The following is a 20,190-nucleotide window of genomic DNA, read 5'->3' on the forward strand; positions in this document are numbered from 1 at the left end:
AATGACCAACAAAAAGGCCACTTCCCGTAAAGAAAGCAGCCCTAAAAGTTCACCCTGTAAGTCTACCCTGCATCTCGATCAACTTAAAGTCGCCCTTCATGATGAGATGAGATATCGCGCCCATACTCTGCGCTTTGATCAGCTTCAAGAAATAGGCCGCCGTATGGGTTACACCCGAGCTGAAGTGATCGCCGCGATTAATGAGCATGTAGAGAGCGGAGTGTTTGAGTATGAAAACCGCATACTTACCGGGGGATCATTTTGCAGCCCTAACACCCGCGTTCTTGTGAAGTTGGCCGGGGGTGAAGAATGAGAACCACAAATTCAACCGGCAAATACGGCAAGAAAACCTATGTCGGTGGTGACTTTTCCGTCCGCTTCCGTATGCGTAACGACAACAGCGTCGAGGCTCAATGGTCGCCGCGTGTGCCGACGGCGCATGAACTGGAAACGCTGGTTTCAACCTTTGAGTACACCAGCGCCTTGGTCACGTTCATCCGTGGGGAGGTGCAGCAATGAGCGCAGCCAGTATAACCCCTGCCCACGTCAAATATACTGTATTTGGCAATAAAGCAGCGCTGTCCATGAGTGCTGTGGAGCAGTCCTGGGATAAATTCTGCAAGCAGCTTGAGGATCTCAAGCCGACGCACAAAGACAGCTCCAACTTAATTAAGTTCGCCTTATTCAGCGGGGAGAAAACCGAGCCGACCGCTAGCGGAAAGGGTGGATGCTTGCGGGCTGATAGCTTTGTAACTTGCATCACCGGCATTGAGGGTGACTATGACGGCGGTATTGTAACGCCTGAGCAGGCACGCGATTTACTAGAGCAGCACGGCATCAAAGGTGTGATTGTCACTAGTCACAGCCACACACCAGAGAAGCCCCGGTGGCGGGTCTACTGCCCGTTGAGCAAGTCTCATTCGCCTAATGACCGAACTCGTTTTATTCAGCGTTTGAACGGTGCCCTAGGAGGGATTCTAGCTGGCGAGTCGTTCACCCTAAGTCAGTCTTACTACGTGGGCCGCCCGCAGCATGGAGGGGAATATAAGGTGCTGCCCACCTGCCCTATCGACGAGTCTTGCATTGACGAGTTAGATGCGTTGGACGCTATCGCCATGGGCAAGACGGGCAACACAGTGACCAGCGCTCGCACCGGCACTGGCGGCAAGCCGCGTAGAGAGATTCTTGAGCAGCTGCTCCAAGGCGAGGACGTGCATGGCAACGCGCTAGTTTTGGTCGGTAAATGGCTGGCGCGAGGCATGACGGATGATGAGATTCGCCTGCTCATGGAATCAACAGCGCCATATGTCGCCGAGCAGCGAGACGCGGAACGTGCGGGTTGTTTGCTTGGATCTGAACTGCAACGAATGATCGACGGCGGACGGGCAAAGGGCTATGGCGAGAAAGCCTCACAGGGGAACAGGCAGGCGGCTGAAAGGTTAGCGTATGGAATCACTCAAAGCCTTTGCAGTGTTCTGGCAATCGACCCTGAGAAGGAGCCAGCGAAGGTAGAAAGCCTAGGAGTGGATCTGGACGTAATTCACGCTATCGTAACCGGTTGTTTTTGGTCCGGGGTGAAGGCCAAAGTTTTTATGCTCGGAGATGATGACGAATTGCTTCAATTCATAAAAGACGATGCCAGCGGATTTATCGTCAAACGGTTTGGCAATTACTTCAATGCTGAGGCGGTTGAGGCGTTGGCGTTGGACCTAGCAGCGAAGCAGGAACTAACAGATAGCAAAGCCGAAAAGCTGATTATGCGTGCGTGTGGCGTGCCAGGGAGCGCGATTATGCGTCATCTGAAATATCACAACCAACGCGACAGCCTAGAGTGGCGAGTGGATATGTTTGCAGAGCACAGCCGCATCGAAATCATTGAAGACAAAGTGCGCGTAATCCTGCGCCACAAGCCGCTTTTTGCTGGCGCACACATCCATGACGCTCGTGTGGTTCCTGATTATAGGGAACACTTCCCGCGCATAGATGACTTTATTGAACTGCTAGTGGCCGCACGCTTCGCGGGGGACCGGAAAAAGGCTTACTTATGGTTGTTCGCAGAAACCGATTGGGGCAAAGGAATTTTGCTAGGGGCATTGTCGCAGCTTGGGCTGGTCGTAAACCTTAGCGTCAAGGAAGTAGAAGCCATGTTTGAAGGCAGGCCGGTGGGACGTTCGCCGCTCGACTTCAAGCGTGCATTTATCCTAGCAATTGACGAGTTCAAAACGGTAAAGGCTGAGTTGAAGCAGCTTCAATCGACGATTGAGCTTGCACCCAAGCACCAGCTGACGTCGAGCGTGGAGGTGTTCACTAAGTTGTTTTTGTCCGCCGAGAGCGTCGCCAGCTTGGTGGGTGAAAACGGCGTTGAAGATCAGTTTGCCAACCGCATGAGCATATTCCGCGAGCACGGCAGCATCGAGAAAAGACCTCTGTTCAATGAAGTCGGCAAGAACGCATATAGAAACGCTATCGCTGATTACGTTGCTCAGAGGATTAACCATGCAGTGCATGAGCTACGCAAACTAGGGCGCGACGGGGCAACCAGGGAGGCGGATGCGGCAGTGACCAAATTCCACAAGCGATACGGGCTTGATACCGTCTATCAGCGTTTTTCGGAGTCTTTGCCAGACTTGGTACAGCAGTTCATGGCCTGGATAAAGAGCAACGAGATCATGTACTTGGTGAAGCATAGAGAAAATGTATATCTACTCTCACCGAACCTGACTATAGACGAGTTCATAAGCAAAAACCTGACCCAATCGGAGGCGGGAGCAATGAGGCGGAAAAAGCCTGAGATCATTGATTTGATCAGCGTCGATGGAAAAGGTGTTCATTCATATCGAATACCTGCCCCCACAAAAGCTGTGATGATTGGATGATCACACTACCCCGCTCTGGCGGGGTTTTTTGTAACCATGTAACCGGCTGTAACCAGCGAAAACCGGGCTTTGGTTACACGCTGAAAGGCCCGTTCTAGAGCGCTTAAAGCAGTATTTGTAACCATGTAACCGCCATTTACTGTATTTCTCAATTTTCAAAAAATCAGGTGATAAAAAGTAGGAGAAGGGTAAAGCGTAAAACCGTGGTTACACGGTTACATTTCACCCCGCAAAGCGTCTATCTCGGGGGTTTCAGGGCGTAACCAGAATCAGTTTATGCGCGGTTACACCTGGTTACGGCGGTTACATCCCAATTGCTTTTAACTTTCACATTCCATCTGAAATGTTTGTGGCGATCATCGCTTGAATATCAGCCCCACGAATCACCCATTTTCAGGCCCCTACCCCACTAAAAGCGAAACGGCAGACACTTACTCCGCCGTCGCGCTACAAGCCGCGCACCTTATAGCCTAAAGCCGTTCTGTTACCAACAAAAAAACCAACATAAAGTAAAAAAAAGGGCTAGAATGGAACCTAGATAGGCAGCAGATACACCACTTATAGGCCCGAATATGTCCAAACTCAGCACCCCGCCCGACAAGTTCTCGCAAGGCTGGCTTGACCAGCTCGACGGCAGGACTGGTATTGCCCAGGTTATGCGCGAAAGGTGGCAGGCGCTAACTGATGATCTTGGGGGCGCGTCTCGCCTGTCGTACCAGCAACGCAGCCTAGTCAGTCGCGCTTTGTGGTTGGAGCATCACCTGATCGAGCAGGAGCGGACCCTAGCCAATGGCGGTGATTTTGATTCTGGGAAATGGGTTCAGGCTTGTAACTCATTGCAGTCGATATTCTCAAAGCTGGGCCTTGATCGCCAAGCGCGTGACGTGCCAGACCTTGCGGCCTTCCTTAGCGCCAAGCAGGCCAAGCAGTGAGCGTTTCAATCATCGACGCTATGACTGACCCGGCATTGTTCGGGAATCAGTATGGCTCCGATAGCTGGGCTAACTGGCGTCATTTGCTGGCTGGGTTCTATGGATTGCCTACTGATGCCGAGGTATTCCGCGCCCTGACCCAGCGCGAGCCGTTGACCACTCCCGCTGATGACCTCGCCCTTGTGGTCGGTAGGAGGGGCGGAAAATCTGCTATCGCGGCCTTGCTGGCAGTCTATGAGGCAGTGTTTCGTGACCACCGGGCCAAGCTGGCACCGGGTGAAGTCGCAACGGTAATGATCATTGCCGCTGACCGGAAGCAGGCCCGCGCCGTTATGCGCTACGTTCGGGGCTTGCTCGAAAACCCTATGCTGGCCCGCTTGGTTTGGCGTGATCAGGCTGAATCAATCGAGCTGACCAATCGTTGCGCCATCGAGATCATGACCGCCACGCACAGAGGCACCCGAGGGTATAGCGCGGCTTGCGTGATTTGCGACGAAATCGCCTTTTGGCACTCAGACGGGGCTAATCCTGACTCAGACATAATCGCGGCAATTCGCCCATCACTGGCTACCTTGGGTGGCAAGCTTATTGCATTGAGCAGCCCGTATGCGCGTCGGGGCTGGCTGTGGTCCACCTATAAGCGCCACTTTGGCCGCGCCTCTAGCCGTGTGTTGGTAGCCCAGGCACCTAGTAGGATGATGAATCCTGACCTCCCTCAGCATATTGTCGATGACGCACGCGCAGAAGATCCCCTTTCTTGTGCTGCCGAGTTCGATGCTCAGTTCAGGTCCGACGTCGAGTCGTACGTTTCCATTGAAGCCGTGGAAGCCTGCACACGCCCTAGCCCGCTAGAGCTACCCAAGTGCAGGGGCCAGCGTTACATGGCCTTCACCGATCCTAGCGGCGGGGTTGCTGACGCCTTCACGCTCGCCATTGCCCACCTTGAAGATGAGACGGTTGTGATCGACTGCACCCGCAGCCGGAAGCCCCCATTCAGCCCTGAATCAGTCGTTGCCGAGTTCTGCGGAGTACTGGAGGCATACGGCATTCGCGAAGTTCGCGGGGATGCCTACGCCGGGGAGTGGCCACGGGAGCAGTTCGCCAAGCGCGGTATCAGGTACAACCGTTCCGAGATGGCCCGTTCTGGCCTCTATCAAAGCTTCCTGCCGATGCTCAATTCAGGCCGCGTCGAGCTACCCCCAAACGATCAGATAGCCCGTGAACTTGTGGGGCTTGAGCGCCGCACCTCCCGCGCTGGCAAAGACATCATCGACCACGCCCCGAACAGCGGAGCGCATGACGACTTGGCAAACGCCGTTGCCGGTGTGGCCGTTCACTGCAAAACATACCGCACGCCCATCGCATCAGCGCCCGTGCGTTTCGTTGGCTAACCCGAGGAAATACCCATGAATGACGATATGAACCAACAATTTACACGACCCAAAGCACCCACACTGCCAACGCTGGCCCGCTCAGTGAACCTGATGGCACCTGAGAGCCACGCCCGTGAGCTGAAAGCCCTGGCGGGAGATATGGCTAACGATCCTGCGATCAACAGCGCCCTAGCCGCTCAGGCTGGAATGGTGCGAGGCCTTGCCGCTCTGGAGGACGTTCGCAAAAACAAGCACCCCGCTAGCACCGCATCCCAGCATCTGAACAAGGCAGCAGACGCCTATCAGCGCCTGATCAAAGCCAATGCCGCCCGCTCAGATCAGGCCCGCAGCCAGATTCGCAGCCGGAGAATGTCCCTTGAAGCTGAGCTTGCCCAACGTCTAGGACTGACCGTTTCGGGTGACAGCACAGAGATTCGCCAAGCCCTGCGCAGCATGACCAGCGAAGAGCGCGGCAAAGCCGTGCAAGCCGCTATCGAATCGCGGGACGGCGCCGTTCTGGCCGCTGTGTTCGGAGGGAGGCAGATAACCACGGGCTTTACTGATGTACAGCGTGACAGCTTCCGCCGTCGTGCCGAGCAACTGCACGCGCCCGAACTGCTGGCGCTGCGCCAAGCATTGGACAAAGCCGAGGCGCTGGTTTGCAACGCTTTTGATGACCTAACGATGATGGATGAGGCCGTTGCAGGCGCGCCAAGTGTCCGCACAGAGTTTGAACGTCAATCAGCTGCACATGATGACGCCATGCTTGCGCTGGCTCGCACCCTAGACCAATGACCACCGCATCCACTTATGCGCGCAAGGTGGCAGGCGATGGGGCGAAAGCCCCCGAACCTGTAAGGCTTTGCCGTCACGCACCCGGCTGCACGCCATACGCCGCGATTGTGGGCCGTCGCCAAGTGCTACGCCGCCACAACGAAACCCTACCCGCCTTCCTGGCTCGCATTGAGACCATGCACCATGACGCCACTTCAACGCCGACAGCTTAATTACCGGCGGGATCTCGTGCGCCGCTGGCTTAGAGCTACCGGGGATGACCGTGTACGCCTGAATGACCTGGTGGAAGCTAACGAGTGGAAGCCGGGGCAGCTTGCGGAGCTGATGGAGTCTGTACGGCAGGAGCTGGAGTGATGGAACTGGACGATATCGACAACGATCAGCAGCCCGAGCCGGGAAGCCCTGAGCTTGATTTGTGGATTGCCGCGCTTAGCCAATATCTAAGCGATGCGCGCAAATACTATGAAGGCACCACGTCATGGAGCGCACCAGCAGGATCGGCAAGGGAGGCGCTGCAAGACCTGCTGTGTGAAGGCCCGATACTCAGGCGCCTATGCGGCTTCGCGGGTGTAGATCCGCATTGGGTACGAGAGAAGTTTATGGAATCGCTGCCAGAAATGGCGAATTTCGATAAGACCGGATAATAAAAAACGCCCCAATCAGATCGAAACCTAATGTGGGGCGCTTTGTTGGTAATAAACCAAAAACCCTGTAAGTCATTGATTTATATAGCTGTATGGCGGAGGGACAGGGATTCGAACCCTGGGTAGGCTATTAACCTACGCCGGTTTTCAAGACCGGTGCATTCAACCGCTCTGCCATCCCTCCACGGCCGGCAATACTACCGGAAACTTCATTCCAGTCAATGGTCTAAGCAAAGGTTGTAGCAAATTCCTCGCAGATTGCTGTCATGGACCGCTGCCGGTGCCCTTGTTGCACTCTGTCACAAAAGTCGCGGGGTCGATATGCCTGTACGGCACGGGATTTCTTGATTTGAAGTGACTAACCGGTATGATCAAACCGATTAAAGGACCTCTTGTTTGCAACCATTGGAGCTTGAACATGAACACCCAGCAACGAACTAACACTCTCCAGCATACGGGAGTGAACGAGGCGGAAGTCAGCAAACTGTTCCGCAACACCTATAGTCTGTTGGCCATGACCCTGGCATTCAGTGCTTTGGTTGCCTTTGGGTCGATGAGCCTTAACCTGCCGCATCCCGGTATCATCATCACGCTGGTCGGCTTCTACGGCTTGCTGTTCCTGACTACCAAGCTACGCGATTCGGCGTGGGGCCTGGTCAGTACTTTCGCCTTCACCGGCTTTCTCGGGTATACGCTCGGTCCGATCCTGAATATGTACCTGTCGCTGCCTAACGGCGGTTCGCTGGTGACTATGGCGCTGGGCATGACGGCTCTGGTGTTCTTCAGTCTGTCGGCCTACGCAATTCTGACGCGCAAGGATTTCAGCTTCCTGTCCGGATTCATCATGGCCGGCTTTGTGGTGTTGCTGTGCGCAGTCGTGGCGAGCTTCTTCATCCAGATCAGCGGCTTGCAGATGGCCATTTCGGCCGGCTTCGTACTGTTCTCCTCTGCAGTGATCCTGTATCAGACCAGCGCGATCATCCACGGCGGCGAAGACAACTACATCATGGCTACGATCACATTGTTCGTATCCATCTATAACCTGTTCCTGAGCCTGCTGCAGCTGCTCGGCATCTTTGGCAGCAACGACTGATCTGATCAACGCAGGTATACTACCGGGGCCCGCTTAATGCGGGCCTCCTTGTTTTCAGCGGTTGAGAGTCCATGAAATTTGCTATTGCTCTGCTCGCCGGCCCGCAGGATCCGGCCGCCCGAAGCGCACTCAGCTTTGCCAAGGCTGTGATCGCCGAAGGTCACCAGATCAGCCGTCTGTTCCTTTACCGGGACGCGGTGCATCTCGCCTCCAGCCTGGGTGTTCAACCGCAGGATGAATCCGATATAGCGCTGGAATGGCGCCAGTTCATCGCCGAGCATGAGCTGGACGCAGTGGTATGCATTGCAGCAGCCCTGCGCCGCGGCGTGCTCAATGAAGACGAGGCCCAGCGCTGGGAGCGTCCGGTTGCCAATACTGGCGCGCCCTGGGAACTGTCCGGCCTCGGGCAGTGGGTAGATGCCCTGCAAACGGCTGATCGCGCCGTCACTTTCGGTACCTGATCATGAAAAGCCTGTTGATTATCAGCCGTCACCCGCCTGCCCGCCTGGCTGCCCGTGAAGCACTGGATCTGGCGCTTGCTGCGGCGGCCTTCGGTGTCCCCACGGCCGTGTTGTTTATGGATGACGGCGTACTGCAGTTGTTGAAAGGCCAGGATGCCACGCAGATCAACCGCAAGTCTCTCGCCGCCAATCTGCAGGCGTTACCCCTGTTCGGCGTGGAAGAGATCATGGTGTGCCAGCATTCAATGGGCGAACGCGGCCTTGGCGGTGCTCAGTGCCTGCTGGATGCGCGTCCTGTTGAAAGCGCCGAGATCGCCGCCCTCCTCGACCACTACGATCAGGTTGTTACGCTCTGATGCTGCATATACTTCGTCACTCACCAGGGAGCGAGACCCGCTTCGCCAGCTGCCTGCGCGGCCTGGGCCCTCAACAGAGCCTGCTGCTGCTGGAAGATGCCGTCTATGGCTTGCTGCCGCGCTCAAGGACGCTGGCTTCGCTGCAGATATTGCCCGGCAGCGTGCGTTTGTATGCCATGGAAGCCGACATCCTGGCGCGCGGCATTGCGCTGGATGATCTGCCGGAGCGCGTCAAACTCATCGATTACCCGGCCATGGTTCAGCTCTGCATCTATCACTCGAAAGTGGTGAGCTGGTGACAGTCATCACGGTAGATGGCCGCTCCATCGCGCTCGACAAGGAAGGCTTTCTGGTCGACCTTGGGGACTGGTCAGAGCAGGTGGCCGTAGAGCTGGCGCAGGCTGAGGGCATCACGCTCGGAGACGAGCACCTTGAGGTCATCCACGCCCTGCGCCGCTTTTACGCGGAATATCAGCTGTCTCCGGCCATGCGCCCGCTGGTCAAATACATCGGCCAGCAGCTTGGTCCGGAAAAAGGCACCAGCCTGCATTTGCTGCGGCTGTTCCCCGGGAGCTCGGCAAAAATAGCTAGCAAGATCGCAGGCTTGCCTAAACCGGATAATTGTCTCTGATGCGGAGCGGCCTGAATGGATAATATTCAGACGGTGCTCGGTCTCGCGACGGCCGTGATGTACTGGCTGCTGATTGCGCTGGTGACCGCACGGGTCATCGCGCGGCGCAAACCGGTGAGCGTAACCCTGGCCTGGCTGCTGGTGATATTCATCGTTCCGATCCTGGGCGCGGTGCTCTACTTGCTCGTCGGTGACCTGAACCTGGGCCGCAAGCGCGCCGGCCGCGCCGAAGCCATGATCGAGCCCTATCTACGAAGCCTGCACACATCCTTTCCGGCCGACGTTTCGCTGCCAGGCGGCCAGCTCAGTCTGGCTATCAACCAGTTGCTATCCACCCAGATTCATATCAGCGCGCAGAGCTATCAGTCGCTGGAAGTGCTGGACGCACCCGAGGATATCTTCGATCGGCTATGTGATGATGTGCGCCGTGCACGTCGATGCATTCGCATCGAGACGTATATCTGGTTCCCCGGTGGCCGGGCCGATGAGCTGGCGCAAGCATTGATCGAAGCGGCTGGCCGCGGTGTGGAAATCTATCTGTTGATTGACCATGCCGGTAGCCGCCCCTTCTTCCGGTCTCGCTGGCACAAGCAGATGAAGGCAGCCGGAATTGAAGTTACCGCCGCGCTGCCGGTACGGTTGCTGCGGGCACTGGTCCACCGGATCGATCTGCGCATGCACCGCAAACTGATCGTGATTGACGATGCCATCGCTTACACCGGCTCGATGAACATTGCTGACCCGGCGTTTTTCAAGCGCGACGCCAAGGTGGGCCCCTGGATCGATATCATGCTGCGGATCGATGGCCAGGCTGCGGCGGGACTGGCCAAAGTGTTTGCCTGGGACTGGGAGGTCGAGACTGGCCAGCGCCGCCTGCCGGAGGTCGGTAACACCCCGGATAATCCCAGCCAGTGGCTGATGGTATTGCCCTCCGGCCCGGGCACAGGCGAAGACCTGATCGGACACGCCACGCTCACCAGCATCTATCGCGCCAATCACAGTATCGTCATCAGCACGCCGTACTTCGTGCCCTCCGAAGCCATCCTCGAGGCGTTGTGCCAGGCGGCTCATCGTGGCGTCAAAGTGCAGCTATTGTTGCCACGGCGCAACGATTCTCTGATGGTGGGTTGGGCAAGCCGTTCATACTTCGAGATGCTGCTGCAGGCCGGAGTAGCAATCTTTCTGTTCGATGGCGGGTTGCTGCACACCAAGGCCATGCTGATGGATGAGCAGCTCGCCCTGGTGGGCAGCGTCAACCTCGACATTCGCAGCCTTCAGTTGAACTTCGAGCTGACCGTCGCGTTGACGACCCCGGAGAGTTGCGCACATATCAGGGCGGTGCTGGATTCCTACCAGGCACGCAGCGAGCAGCTGTTATTGAGCCGCTGGCAACAACGCAGCAAGGTTGCTCGCGGTCTGGAAAGGCTGATGTATTTCATGAGTCCGTTGCTGTAAGCCCGACCTCACATTCAGAGCTGGCTCTCGATTGGCAACCAGCCCAGCAACCAGGCACTGATGCGGCGCAGCGCCGATGCACCCGGCTCGCTGGTCCAGGTGTGCCCGTCTGCATGCCATTTGATATCGCCATCCTCATCCAGCTGCAAGCGAAACGCGTAGCTCTCTGACGTCCAGCGTTCGAACAGTTTAGCTGCCTGCGCGGCGAGCTCTGGCTGCTCAACAAACACGCCCGATTCGGTATTCAGCCAGAGCGACCGCGGGTCAAGATTGATCGAGCCGACGAACAGGTCGCGCCGATCGAAGACGAAGGTCTTGGCATGCAAGCTGGCCAGGGATTCGCTCAGGAAGGGACTGGCCCGCCCCTGCTGCCCGGCGATCGGACGCAGCTCCCACATCTCGGCGCCCGCCTCAAGCAACGGCTTTCGGTACGGGGCATAGTTGGCGTGAACGGCCAGCAAATCGGTACTTGAGAGTGAGTTGGTCAACACTTTCAGGGCCGCGTCGGCCATCACCTTGTCCACCAGAAACGCCTGGCCCTGCGCGCCCGGAATCAAATAGGCGGTCATCAGCAGCAGTTCGTCTTCGGCCTCCTCGGCACGCCTGGCCAGCTCATACGCAACATGTGAAACATCCTTGCGCGGCTCCGTGGGGTCAGCCTTCTCCGGCGGATCGTATACCCACTCGGCTGGGCCCCAATACCAAGCCAAGCTGTCGTCGCTCAGAACCTGCCGGTACGGCGACTCATTCACGCCGTCCAGGTAGCGACGGGTCTCCACGCGTCCAACCACTGAACGGATGCTTTTACGCAGCTGCACCAGCGAGCCATTGGCTGACTTGCCCGCCACTGCCTTGATCGGGATGGCACTGCGGCTGTTCCAGAACTCATCGAAACTACGGCTGACGTCGCGGGTAATCGGGCCTATCCCCAGGATATCCACGTCATGGAAAGTCATTTCGCTCAATGCGTAATACTCGTCGCCGATATTGCGGCCCCCGGTAACGAAAACGCTGCTATCGGCAACCATCAACTTGTTATGCATGCGGTAATTGATACGCGCAAACTCGGCGACCTTGCTCAGATTCCGGAGCCACTTGTGGCGAAAGGTCAGCGGGTTGAACAGACGCAGCTGGATATTGGGATGGTGATCCAGCGCGGAGACACTGAAATCCGCCAGGCCATTGCCTATGTCATCCAACAGAATGCGCACCCGTACGCCGCGATCTGCTGCAGCCAGCAGCCGCTCGGCCAGCAGGGCTCCGGTGAGGTCCGAGCTGTAGATGTAATACTGCAGATCAATGCTGTGCTCCGCCATGTTGATCATCTGCAGCCGGCTGGCCAAGGCGTCGGAGCCGTTCGCCAGCAGCCTGAATCCGGATAGCTGGGTGTCATCCGGTTGCCGGTCCTGCACGTAGCGACTTAACGGTGAATCCAGGTCGACCGGTCGCACGTAGCTCGGCGGCGCATCGTGCTGGGGCAAGGTCGTGGCGCACCCGCTCAGGGCTGCCGTACAGAACATGAGAACTACAACTGCCAGTCTATTCACATGGTCTCGCTTAGGATCCATTAGGTTTTACCGCTAGCCGCGAGGTGACCGGAGCAGCTTGATGACTACTTCAAACAGCTCCACACGCGACTATCGGCTTCCATCAAAGAGGACACGAAGCATGCAAGGAAGTGCCCGTCGCTGCAAGTTTCGCAACGCACGGGGCGGGGTTGATCACATGGGTCACGCTCTGAGATCCCGCGACGGGAGACATCGCGGGCCTGGGATGACAATCAGTTGCGGCGCTGGTCAATCACGCCGAGCTGATATTCGGTACTGCGGGTACCGCGCGTATGGATCAGCATGTAGCCCTCCATGGTCGGCGTGAGATTGTTGCGCTCTGCGGCAGTAAACAGCGCGCGCCAGAGCGTGCCTGGATCGGCATCCGGATCGTGGGCAACGATCCGTAACGCCTTGCTCGCAGGCTTTTGCTCAACCTGATAACGCCACGCCGAGGTGGTACCAGCCGAGACCGGAAAGGCCACACCCGCTTTGAGCTTTTCGGCGTTGCTTTCGGTGAGATCATTGAACACCAGCGTCAGCGGGCCTTTTATCTCACCCTTGCCTCGGCGCACTGCTGCAGTGCCGATTGCCCGGGCCATCTTGCCGAGATCCTTGCGTAAACGTTGCGGATGCATTTCCACCGCCTGGCCGAACAGCGTCATAGCCGGGCGATCGATGAGCTTTACCCGATAATCCTGGCCTGCTTCGCTGATGCTGATCTCCTCGCCACGGCGCAGGTCTGCCCGCGCCTGCAATGTAGCGGGTGCGGGCGCATAGTCGGCGATGCACAGAGGGCCCTGCACGCGACTGCGCTGCGCACCATCCAGCTGGCGGTTCTGCGCCAGCAGTCCGCACACCTGGTCCTTGTAGCCAGCCCATTCCATGCGCGTCGCGCCTGCAGCGATCAGTTGGTCAATGATGCGGCCGCTCGCATGTTGCGCGGCCAGCGTCAGTGCCGTCTGTTTGCCGGTCGTTGCCTCCGTCCGGTCCGGCCCACCCGCGCCGGCACCAGTCTGCCTGCGGGTTTGCCTGTGCACATCTGCACCATGCTCAAGCAGCAGCTTCACGCTGTCGGGCCGATCAAGCTGAACAGCGCTCATCAGTGCGGTCTTGCCCCAGTCGTTGGACTGGTTGGGGTCGAAGCCGTGGCGTAACAGCAATGTCAGCGCCTCGGGATTGCCGACCGCGGCCATGGTAGCGGAGTTACCATCTGGCCCCCTGCCCCGCTGGCCCCCCATTTCTGCGGTTTCATACTCCACGAAGTCGCTGACGACGCGTAACGGTGCGTTGTTGAGCAGAACACTGTGCAAGGTGGCGAAATTGCGACCCTGCTCCAGCTCACCAGGCTGCGGCGCGATGGCATAGCGCGGCTGATAGCGGGCAAATGCAGCCAGCGGCATATCCGGTACGGTCTGCGGTGCGACAAGGTTATCCATGCTGCGTGCCAGGCTGGCGTGAAACAGCAGGTCAGCCGCGGCTGTCGCCTGCGCGGTTTCCAGGCCTTGATCACGGAACATCTGCTGCAATTCCTGATAGGCCGGCTGCATCATCGGCAATACCTTACGGTAGATCTGCTTGTTGCGCAGGTTGCGTTCAGACCAGCCGAAGAAGGTCTCCAGCACCTCATCGTTGCGCTGCTGGAGGGCTGCCTTGCGTCCGTAGCGGGATAAGGCGTCCGCCCCGACCAAGGGCAGATTGAGCAAGGTCCATTGTTGCTCTTTCCAGGTATGGAAGTTGTCCCGGCGCTCGTGCTGCGCATATTCGGGCAGCGGGTCGCCAGCAAGCGTGTCGAGCTCGGTTTGCAGCGCTTGATAGGCAGGCAAACCGGCCAGCGTATTGGTGCGCGGCGGGGTCAGGTAGGTCTGGTACAGACACAAGGGTTCGAGCTGATTGCTCTGTAGCCGGTACAAGCCAGCGTAGGCAGACTCGCCCCGGGCTGCGGGTGAATAGAATCCCCAGCTTTCATTCACCAGCACGAGGGTCTGGCCGTTGCGCTCAAGCACATCAATCGAAGCGTAGTCACTCGTCTGCGATGAGGATGCATGCGCGCGACCGCCGTAGTTCGGCTGCTCGGCGACCCAGAGCGGCAGGGTCTGGTGATCCAGCACAGGCACGCCATCAACGCTGACGCCACGGGCCCGGCGCTCATAACCGGCGTAGAGCCCCGCGTCATACAGGTTGACTGATATATCAGAGGCACCGACCTTCGTTTGCTGACTGCCTGCATGGCTGCCCGCCAATACCTGAACGCCCGGCAACGCATCCGGACGCGGTATGCCGTCGCGCTTGAACTCACGGTTGAGCGCTGCACCAGTGGCTTCACACATGCCCTGCCCGCGATTATCCACCAGGCGATACTCCGCATACGAGGACCAGGCATGCGCTTCCTTCTGAGTCTGTGGCGCTGGCACGGCCCAATCCGCCAGCTGTCGTGCACGCTTGCGATACATGGATTCCAGGCAGGCAATCGCCTGCGGATTTGCCGCCTCAGCGCGCGCTTCCTCAGTCAGGCCGCACTGCCCGGCTCTGGACAGCATCCAACGGCGCTGATTGGCCTCCAGCAACAAACCGCCGGGCACATCCAGCTCGCGCAGTTTTTGTCGGTATTGATCGACAACCTGATGATCGAGCCGGGAAAGCGCCTCACTGGCGCAGATCTGTTGGTGCACCGCCGGCAGCGCACCGCCGCAGGCGAAGCTGGCCAGTGTTTGCGGTTTATCGGCGTAGCTGCGCGGCGTGTTGTCGTGAAAAGGCACCGGCCCAGAAACCGGCTCGGATACACAACCGCCTAGCAATGCGAGCGCCCCGGCCAACACAGCGCTCCGTTGAACAATCAGTACAGCCATGGTCAGGCTCCTAATCTATAAATATTGCTGTGCCATAAATCGTGTAGCGCGACGCGCCCTGATTCGGCGGTGGCGGAAAGGGACCAGCCAGACGTATCGCCTGCTCAGCGGCGTCATCCAGCACGGCATCACCACAAGGGTCGATCTCGAAGGAAATCATCTTGCCCTGCGCATCCACCAGAATTTCGTAGGGGATATAGCAGCGGCGTTTGAAATCCTCGGGATCGCCCTTGTATCCCGGCGGTGGCTTGTAGGAAGAACCGGCCGGCCGCTTGAGATTGGCTATCACCTTGTTCTTCACCGTATCCGCGTAGCCTGACGGCACGGGCCTTCCGCGACCTGGAGAGTCACTGGCAGCCGGAGCAGGCGGTGCAGGCCAGTCATCATTCGCGCCAAAGGAATGCACCGGCGGGCCCTTGCGTTTCGGCGGAGCAGCGGCTTGCTGGCGCGGCGGAGGTGACGTTGGTTTGGCCGGTTCGGGCTCTGGCTCCGGTTCTGGCTCCGGTTCTGGCTCCGGTTCTGGCTCCGGCACAGGCTCGGGCTCGGGCTCTTTGGGCAGCTCAACCAGTTCTACAGCCATCACATTGGATTCTGGAGCCGCCTTGTGGCTGAATCGCCCACTACTGAGCCATGCGATCAATGCCGCATGCACAATCACCGATACCACTATCACGCCTAAACGAACCAACCAGCCGGCATATGTGCTGGTCATCTTCATCAGGGCTCCAGCTCTTCGGTCGCCACCAGGCTGATGCGCGTATAGCCGGCTTTTTGCAGCGTATTCATCACCCGCATCAGGGTGCCGTAGTCAACGGCCTGATCACCGCGCAGAAACATGCGGGTGTCGGTTTGACCGCCGGTCAGGCTTGTGACCAGCGAAGCGAGCTCGCCCAAGGCGACAGGCGTTTCCTGCACAAAAAGCGTCCCACCAGGCTGGACGCTGACGTACACCGGATCAGCCGGTGGCGGACTGGCGGTGGAGGCATTGCTGGGCAAGTCTACCGGTACGTCAACGGTGGCGAGCGGCGCGGCCACCATGAAGATGATCAGCAACACCAGCATCACGTCGACGAAGGGCGTGATGTTCATTTCGGCGTTCTGCTGATAGTTATGCCGCTTGACCATGGGGCCCGAGTTGAACTGGATGCTCATCTCAACGCCCCTCGTCCATTTGCCGTGATACAGAGGCAATCATCTCGGCCGAGAAGTTATCCAGCGAACCGACGAAGCCGTTAATGTCGCGGGCAAACTTGTTGAAGATCATCACCGCAGGGATAGCTGCGAACAGCCCCAGGGCAGTGGCCAGCAACGCTTCGGCAATGCCCGGCGCAACCACCGCCAGGCTGGCAGTCTTCATGGTGGCGATACTGGCAAAACTGTTCAGGATGCCCCATACGGTGCCGAACAGCCCAATGAATGGCGCTGTCGCCCCGATGGTCGCGAGCACGCCCATCATGGTGCCCAGCCGTGCGAGATCACGTTCCTGGACGATGCTGGATGTGAGCGACATGCGCTGCAGCAAGCGATTGATCTGGTCGGCATTGGCCTCGCCATTACGGTGCCGGCCGAACTGCTTCAGCTCAGACTGAGCAACCTGCCACATCCGGCCCATGGGGCTTTTATCTGCCTGCTCGGCCAATGTTGCCGTTTCACCTTTGCGAAACGCCGCGAGAAATTGCGCGTTGCTGCGGCGGGTCTGGTTGAAAACGATCAACTTCTCCATCAGTACCGCCCAGGTCAGTAGCGAGCAGCAGACCAGCAGAATCATCACCGCCTTGACCACCACATCGGCCTGCAGGAACATTTCCCGTGCGCCAAATCGTTCCATTTGAACCGCACTCCCCGCTTCGGTAGGCGCTGCATTGCTCTGCACAGGCTGGACCTGAGCCGCGGGTGCATCGGGTTGTTGCGCCAGTACCACACCGTTCATACCGCAAAGGACAATAAGTACGGATAACGCTGCCAATCGCATACGGGCCTGCCAGCGAGCCGCGCGGTTGAGGATAATACTCGTCTGCATAGGAACCTCTTTTATCGTTGTTATCAGGCTCAGCCCACTCACCCCAACGGCAGTGACGGGTCTGAATTCAAAGATTGAGCAAAGCGTGTAAATTGGCTACATAACGCGCGAAGGCCTGACGCCCAGCGGGGCTGAGACGCACCCGTGTACGCGGCTTCTTGCCGGCGAAATCCTTGGTGATCTGTACGTACTCTGCGTTCTCCAGGGTGCCAAGGTGCGCACCCAGATTGCCGTCAGTCGCTTTCACGATGGATTTGAGCGCCACGAACTCCAGCCACTGATTCGCTTCGAGCGTGTTCAGCGCCGCCATGATTTTCAGGCGAACCGGCTGATGGATGATTTCGTCGGGGCTGTGCATGTCAGAAATTCCGCAACCACAGGCCCGAGATCGCCAGCGTTCCGCCGAAGGCGAACGCCATCCACCACCAGAACCAGGCATCCAGCCACAGAAAACCAACCATGCTCAGCACAGCCAGTAGCACGCCGATAACGAGATAACGCGGCCTGAGCTGCACGCCACGCAGGATGTACAGCGTGGCCACGAACAAGGGTGCAAGCATGGCGCCCTGCCTGGGAGTCAGCGGCCACATGACAATATTGATCAGCACGCAGAGCAGCAGAATGCTGCCGATCAGTGCGAGGTAGCGCCAGGCGATACCGGGAATGTCGGGATTGGTGCGGCGGGCAATGGCGCTACCGCCTATCAGCGCGATGACTACAGTCAGCGTCCATACGAGCAGGATGTAATCGGTGAACAGCCCGGTCAAAGCGAAGCCGATGATGTAGGCGAAACCCCATAGGACCATCTGGCCCGACTCGGCCTGGTAGTCCTGAAACCCGGCGGCGCGGGCATTGATTTCGGCAATTTCCCGCAGAGCGCGGGCGGCTTCTTCGGCAGATGATGCCATCAGAAAAAACTCTTGTTATTCGTTATGCAAAGTACTCTATGTAATAGAGCGAACGAAAACAAGTATCGTCTCGAATTAAATAAATAGGAATTTGTGACCCAATCGAGAGACAGGAAAGAGGTTCCAGTTTAGTCAGCGGTCATAGGTATTCCGACAGTAGCGCTTCAGCCCAGCCATCGAGTGGCTGATACCGCTCGAGAACACCCTCGCGCAAGCGCGCGATGCGTACGAAAGGCTGGTCCAGGCTGCTGTTATCGATGACGTGCACTTCATTGGCGAGTGCCAGCGCCCAGCGAACATTTCCCAAGGTGCGCGGGATGCGCGATTCGATCTTGTTTTCAGGCACCGCATGGCCGCCCTCGCCCACTCGCTGCGCGACCCGCGCCTTGTTCAGATCGGAACCGTCGAGATGGATAAATACCAGGATGACCTGATAACCGCGTGCTCTGGCTTCGGCGACGAAATCGATTTTGGAGGGATGCGAGAAGACGGTCTCATAGCAGAAGGTGGCGCCCTCCTGCAGCAATTCGTAGCGGATGACTTCGGCCAGTCGCGCCGCTCGATAGCTGGCCTCCTCCGGATTGTCGGGCGATAAGTCCCGGGCAATATTGTCGGCGTTAATGAAGACCATCCCGCGCGGTTCAAGAAACAGCCGGTAGAAGGTACTTTTACCCGCACCATTGCCACCGGTGAGGATCCAGAGCTGCTTTTGCGGCGGCATGGCTCAGATGATCATCCCTTTAAGGGCACGAAATGACCGTCGCGAAACCGCCCGGTCTCGACGCGCCCGTCCGGATGATGTTGCTCGAGCAGACCGGGCATTGATCGACTGGCCTGATAGCGGATCGTCGACGCGCTGACCCGGTCGCCAAGTGTTCCAGTAGCGCGCGCCAGATCGATGTCTGCGAACACATCGTCAGATGCAACCGGCTCGGCGCGCACAGGCTCGACACGGATCCGCGCCAGCCCTTCCCTGATGGCAAGCAATGCCCGCGCATCCAGATCGCGCTCTACTGCGCGGCCGATCTCGGCCCAGTATTCAATCTGGCGCGGCGTGGTGCGTTTTTCCAGGCTGCCCTGGGTCGCTGCGGCCACTACCAGTTTTTCATCAAGTCGAAGCGGTGAAGACGTAGCCATAACCATTCTCCTGATCAACAGACCCTTGCCACCTTAGCAATTGTAGCGTCGCGCTACAAGCGGGCCTGTGTATCAGAACGTGCTGGTCAGAAGCCTTCGCCAGCCAAGCGGTCAGCCAGGTCCTCAAGGATATCGAGCCCCTGCACGTCGGTATCCAGCCAGGGCAAACGCGGCCTAGGCAGCGTGGCAAACGCCTCATCAATCCGCTGCAGATAGGTAGCCTCCTGTTGTCGCCGGCGTTCAAGAAAGGCGCCATCGGCTTCGACCGGTATGACCCGATTCACCAGCGTGGCCACCACAGGAATACCTGCCTCCTGCAGCGTGGTAACCGCCCTGGCTGTTTCCAGAATCGGCAGGCGCTCCGGAGTGAGAACAAACATGAAACCGCTCAGAGATGCATCTTCCAGCTGGCGACGCGCCTGATGGAACAGCCTGCGCCGGTTGAGCAGCGTTTCCGCTATGTCCCGCGTGCGCTGGTCCAGCGCGCTCAATGCATCCTCCTTCGGATCATCGAAGGGAGAACTCACGTCTCGACCCGCCTTGGGCGTCAGGTGTTTCAGTACCTTGCCCAGCTGCTCGGACTTGCGGTTATGCGTGAGCAGGCCGTCGGTCCAGGCGGCCATGGCCTCGGGCAAGGTCAACAGGCGCAGGGTGTGGCCGGTTGGAGCCGTATCGAAGATGATCAGGTCATAGGCCAATTCAGAGTCGGTAATCAGCCGGGCGATGCGCTCCAGCAGCGCCGCCTCTTGCGCACCTGGGGACTGGCGGGTCAATTGCATCTGGCGCTTGAGCTCGTCCATCATTTCCGGCGCAGCGAAGCCGCGCATCTGCGCCGTGACCCGCGCGAGATGCGCCTCGACCTCGATATCCGGATCAATTTCCATGGCATCCAGATTAGGCAGCAGGCGACGCGGTGTATCGTCCAGTTGCCTAGCGAATACGTCGCCCAGGCTGTGCGCAGGATCAGTGGAAACGATCAGGCAGCGCTTGCCCCGACGAGCGGCCAATACCGCCAGCGCAGCCGACACCGTGGTTTTGCCCACGCCACCTTTACCGCCGACCCAGACCAGGCGGCGATCTAATAAATCAAACATATTCGTTCCTTGCGGCAAC

The 20,190-nt window shown here is 58.3% G+C and carries 24 protein-coding genes and 1 tRNA gene; 14 read left to right on the forward strand and 11 right to left on the reverse strand.

From position 1 onward, the window contains the following. Position 1 precedes the first annotated feature (1 nt). From FZE95_RS00520 to FZE95_RS00550, 8 genes are all read left to right on the forward strand, one after another. A complete protein-coding gene (locus FZE95_RS00520; protein ID WP_150298865.1) occupies positions 2–313 on the forward strand; it encodes a hypothetical protein in 312 nt (103 codons plus the stop codon). Then, on the forward strand, positions 310–519 hold the full coding sequence (locus FZE95_RS00525; RefSeq protein WP_150298866.1) for a hypothetical protein: 210 nt from the start codon (positions 310–312) through the stop codon (positions 517–519). The genes FZE95_RS00520 and FZE95_RS00525 overlap by 4 nt, the downstream gene beginning before the upstream one ends. Next, positions 516–2,876, forward strand: a complete 2,361-nt coding sequence (locus FZE95_RS00530) for a hypothetical protein (protein ID WP_150298867.1) — start codon at positions 516–518, stop codon at positions 2,874–2,876. Before FZE95_RS00525 ends, FZE95_RS00530 begins: the two co-directional genes overlap by 4 nt. 572 nt (positions 2,877–3,448) lie before the next feature. Then, positions 3,449–3,808 (forward strand): hypothetical protein, encoded by a 360-nt coding sequence (locus FZE95_RS00535; protein ID WP_150298868.1) that lies wholly within the window; start codon positions 3,449–3,451, stop codon positions 3,806–3,808. After that, positions 3,805–5,199, forward strand: a complete 1,395-nt coding sequence (locus tag FZE95_RS00540; protein WP_150298869.1) for a hypothetical protein — start codon at positions 3,805–3,807, stop codon at positions 5,197–5,199. Before FZE95_RS00535 ends, FZE95_RS00540 begins: the two co-directional genes overlap by 4 nt. A 15-nt stretch (positions 5,200–5,214) precedes the next feature. Then, positions 5,215–5,976, forward strand: a complete 762-nt coding sequence (locus tag FZE95_RS00545) for a hypothetical protein (RefSeq protein WP_150298870.1) — start codon at positions 5,215–5,217, stop codon at positions 5,974–5,976. 183 nt (positions 5,977–6,159) lie between these two features. Next, a complete protein-coding gene (locus FZE95_RS19560) occupies positions 6,160–6,330 on the forward strand; it encodes a hypothetical protein (RefSeq protein ID WP_190324448.1) in 171 nt (56 codons plus the stop codon). After that, positions 6,330–6,620, forward strand: coding sequence for a hypothetical protein (locus FZE95_RS00550; RefSeq protein WP_150298871.1), 291 nt, complete (start codon positions 6,330–6,332; stop codon positions 6,618–6,620). The genes FZE95_RS19560 and FZE95_RS00550 overlap by 1 nt, the downstream gene beginning before the upstream one ends. Positions 6,621–6,713: 93 nt before the next feature. On the opposite strand, the gene FZE95_RS00555 is transcribed toward FZE95_RS00550, so the two are convergent. Further along, a tRNA-Ser gene (locus FZE95_RS00555) sits at positions 6,714–6,804 on the reverse strand. A gap of 234 nt (positions 6,805–7,038) precedes the next feature. Between FZE95_RS00555 and FZE95_RS00560 the strand changes: the two genes are divergently transcribed. The 6 genes from FZE95_RS00560 to cls all read left to right on the forward strand — a co-directional run bounded on the left by FZE95_RS00560 (position 7,039) and on the right by cls (position 10,616). Further along, positions 7,039–7,713, forward strand: a complete 675-nt coding sequence (locus FZE95_RS00560; RefSeq protein WP_178101008.1) for a Bax inhibitor-1/YccA family protein — start codon at positions 7,039–7,041, stop codon at positions 7,711–7,713. 71 nt (positions 7,714–7,784) lie between these two features. After that, entirely contained in the window at positions 7,785–8,174 is a 390-nt protein-coding gene (tusD, locus tag FZE95_RS00565) for a sulfurtransferase complex subunit TusD (protein ID WP_150298872.1), read from the forward strand. Then, positions 8,174–8,530, forward strand: a complete 357-nt coding sequence (gene tusC / locus FZE95_RS00570; RefSeq protein WP_150298873.1) for a sulfurtransferase complex subunit TusC — start codon at positions 8,174–8,176, stop codon at positions 8,528–8,530. Before tusD ends, tusC begins: the two co-directional genes overlap by 1 nt. Further along, the gene (tusB, locus tag FZE95_RS00575; protein ID WP_150298874.1) at positions 8,530–8,829 is read left to right on the forward strand and encodes a sulfurtransferase complex subunit TusB; all 300 of its coding nucleotides are present in this window, start codon (positions 8,530–8,532) and stop codon (positions 8,827–8,829) included. Before tusC ends, tusB begins: the two co-directional genes overlap by 1 nt. Further along, positions 8,826–9,161 carry a TusE/DsrC/DsvC family sulfur relay protein gene (locus FZE95_RS00580; RefSeq protein WP_150298875.1) on the forward strand — a complete coding sequence of 112 codons (336 nt, stop codon included), beginning with the start codon at positions 8,826–8,828 and terminating at the stop codon, positions 9,159–9,161. Before tusB ends, FZE95_RS00580 begins: the two co-directional genes overlap by 4 nt. Positions 9,162–9,176: 15 nt before the next feature. Next, positions 9,177–10,616, forward strand: a complete 1,440-nt coding sequence (cls, locus tag FZE95_RS00585) for a cardiolipin synthase (RefSeq protein WP_150298876.1) — start codon at positions 9,177–9,179, stop codon at positions 10,614–10,616. A gap of 14 nt (positions 10,617–10,630) precedes the next feature. Here the strand turns inward: cls and FZE95_RS00590 are convergent, their stop codons facing one another. The 10 genes from FZE95_RS00590 to FZE95_RS00640 form a co-directional block, all read right to left on the reverse strand. Further along, entirely contained in the window at positions 10,631–12,163 is a 1,533-nt protein-coding gene (locus FZE95_RS00590; RefSeq protein ID WP_190324449.1) for a phospholipase D family protein, read from the reverse strand. 233 nt (positions 12,164–12,396) lie between these two features. After that, entirely contained in the window at positions 12,397–15,012 is a 2,616-nt protein-coding gene (locus tag FZE95_RS00595) for an ankyrin repeat domain-containing protein (RefSeq protein WP_150298878.1), read from the reverse strand. A gap of 10 nt (positions 15,013–15,022) precedes the next feature. Next, a complete protein-coding gene (locus tag FZE95_RS19565) occupies positions 15,023–15,730 on the reverse strand; it encodes a TonB C-terminal domain-containing protein (RefSeq protein ID WP_190324450.1) in 708 nt (235 codons plus the stop codon). After that, on the reverse strand, positions 15,730–16,164 hold the full coding sequence (gene exbD, locus FZE95_RS00610) for a TonB system transport protein ExbD (RefSeq protein ID WP_150298880.1): 435 nt from the start codon (positions 16,162–16,164) through the stop codon (positions 15,730–15,732). The genes FZE95_RS19565 and exbD overlap by 1 nt, the downstream gene beginning before the upstream one ends. A gap of 1 nt (position 16,165) precedes the next feature. After that, positions 16,166–17,032 carry a MotA/TolQ/ExbB proton channel family protein gene (locus FZE95_RS00615; RefSeq protein WP_150298881.1) on the reverse strand — a complete coding sequence of 289 codons (867 nt, stop codon included), beginning with the start codon at positions 17,030–17,032 and terminating at the stop codon, positions 16,166–16,168. A 67-nt stretch (positions 17,033–17,099) separates the two neighbouring features. Continuing rightward, positions 17,100–17,390, reverse strand: coding sequence for a winged helix-turn-helix domain-containing protein (locus FZE95_RS00620; protein WP_150298882.1), 291 nt, complete (start codon positions 17,388–17,390; stop codon positions 17,100–17,102). A gap of 1 nt (position 17,391) precedes the next feature. Beyond that, positions 17,392–17,940 (reverse strand): hypothetical protein, encoded by a 549-nt coding sequence (locus FZE95_RS00625; protein WP_150298883.1) that lies wholly within the window; start codon positions 17,938–17,940, stop codon positions 17,392–17,394. Between the two features lie 139 nt (positions 17,941–18,079). After that, entirely contained in the window at positions 18,080–18,661 is a 582-nt protein-coding gene (locus FZE95_RS00630; protein WP_150298884.1) for an AAA family ATPase, read from the reverse strand. Between the two features lie 11 nt (positions 18,662–18,672). Next, positions 18,673–19,077 (reverse strand): TA system antitoxin ParD family protein, encoded by a 405-nt coding sequence (locus FZE95_RS00635; protein ID WP_190324451.1) that lies wholly within the window; start codon positions 19,075–19,077, stop codon positions 18,673–18,675. An 86-nt stretch (positions 19,078–19,163) separates the two neighbouring features. Next, positions 19,164–20,171, reverse strand: a complete 1,008-nt coding sequence (locus tag FZE95_RS00640; protein ID WP_150298886.1) for an ArsA family ATPase — start codon at positions 20,169–20,171, stop codon at positions 19,164–19,166. Between the last annotated feature and the right edge of the window lie 19 nt (positions 20,172–20,190).

Source organism: Pseudomonas profundi, from assembly GCF_008638305.1.
GTDB lineage: Bacteria > Pseudomonadota > Gammaproteobacteria > Pseudomonadales > Pseudomonadaceae > Halopseudomonas > Halopseudomonas profundi.

Excerpts from the sequence above, each read along its gene's own strand:
- FZE95_RS00615 (WP_150298881.1), bottom strand. The coding sequence starts at position 17,032 with ATGCAGACGAGTATTATCCTCAACCGCGCGGCTCGCTGGCAGGCCCGT.
- cls (WP_150298876.1), top strand. The coding sequence starts at position 9,177 with ATGGATAATATTCAGACGGTGCTCGGTCTCGCGACGGCCGTGATGTAC.
- FZE95_RS00635 (WP_190324451.1), bottom strand. The coding sequence starts at position 19,077 with ATGGCTACGTCTTCACCGCTTCGACTTGATGAAAAACTGGTAGTGGCC.
- FZE95_RS00640 (WP_150298886.1), bottom strand. The coding sequence starts at position 20,171 with ATGTTTGATTTATTAGATCGCCGCCTGGTCTGGGTCGGCGGTAAAGGT.
- FZE95_RS00550 (WP_150298871.1), top strand. The coding sequence starts at position 6,330 with ATGGAACTGGACGATATCGACAACGATCAGCAGCCCGAGCCGGGAAGC.
- FZE95_RS00520 (WP_150298865.1), top strand. The coding sequence starts at position 2 with ATGACCAACAAAAAGGCCACTTCCCGTAAAGAAAGCAGCCCTAAAAGT.
- FZE95_RS00545 (WP_150298870.1), top strand. The coding sequence starts at position 5,215 with ATGAATGACGATATGAACCAACAATTTACACGACCCAAAGCACCCACA.
- tusB (WP_150298874.1), top strand. The coding sequence starts at position 8,530 with ATGCTGCATATACTTCGTCACTCACCAGGGAGCGAGACCCGCTTCGCC.
- FZE95_RS00595 (WP_150298878.1), bottom strand. The coding sequence starts at position 15,012 with ATGGCTGTACTGATTGTTCAACGGAGCGCTGTGTTGGCCGGGGCGCTC.
- FZE95_RS00535 (WP_150298868.1), top strand. The coding sequence starts at position 3,449 with ATGTCCAAACTCAGCACCCCGCCCGACAAGTTCTCGCAAGGCTGGCTT.
- tusD (WP_150298872.1), top strand. The coding sequence starts at position 7,785 with ATGAAATTTGCTATTGCTCTGCTCGCCGGCCCGCAGGATCCGGCCGCC.
- FZE95_RS19560 (WP_190324448.1), top strand. The coding sequence starts at position 6,160 with ATGACGCCACTTCAACGCCGACAGCTTAATTACCGGCGGGATCTCGTG.
- FZE95_RS00525 (WP_150298866.1), top strand. The coding sequence starts at position 310 with ATGAGAACCACAAATTCAACCGGCAAATACGGCAAGAAAACCTATGTC.
- FZE95_RS00630 (WP_150298884.1), bottom strand. The coding sequence starts at position 18,661 with ATGCCGCCGCAAAAGCAGCTCTGGATCCTCACCGGTGGCAATGGTGCG.
- FZE95_RS00625 (WP_150298883.1), bottom strand. The coding sequence starts at position 17,940 with ATGGCATCATCTGCCGAAGAAGCCGCCCGCGCTCTGCGGGAAATTGCC.
- FZE95_RS00530 (WP_150298867.1), top strand. The coding sequence starts at position 516 with ATGAGCGCAGCCAGTATAACCCCTGCCCACGTCAAATATACTGTATTT.
- FZE95_RS00620 (WP_150298882.1), bottom strand. The coding sequence starts at position 17,390 with ATGCACAGCCCCGACGAAATCATCCATCAGCCGGTTCGCCTGAAAATC.
- FZE95_RS19565 (WP_190324450.1), bottom strand. The coding sequence starts at position 15,730 with ATGAAGATGACCAGCACATATGCCGGCTGGTTGGTTCGTTTAGGCGTG.
- exbD (WP_150298880.1), bottom strand. The coding sequence starts at position 16,164 with ATGAGCATCCAGTTCAACTCGGGCCCCATGGTCAAGCGGCATAACTAT.
- FZE95_RS00560 (WP_178101008.1), top strand. The coding sequence starts at position 7,039 with ATGAACACCCAGCAACGAACTAACACTCTCCAGCATACGGGAGTGAAC.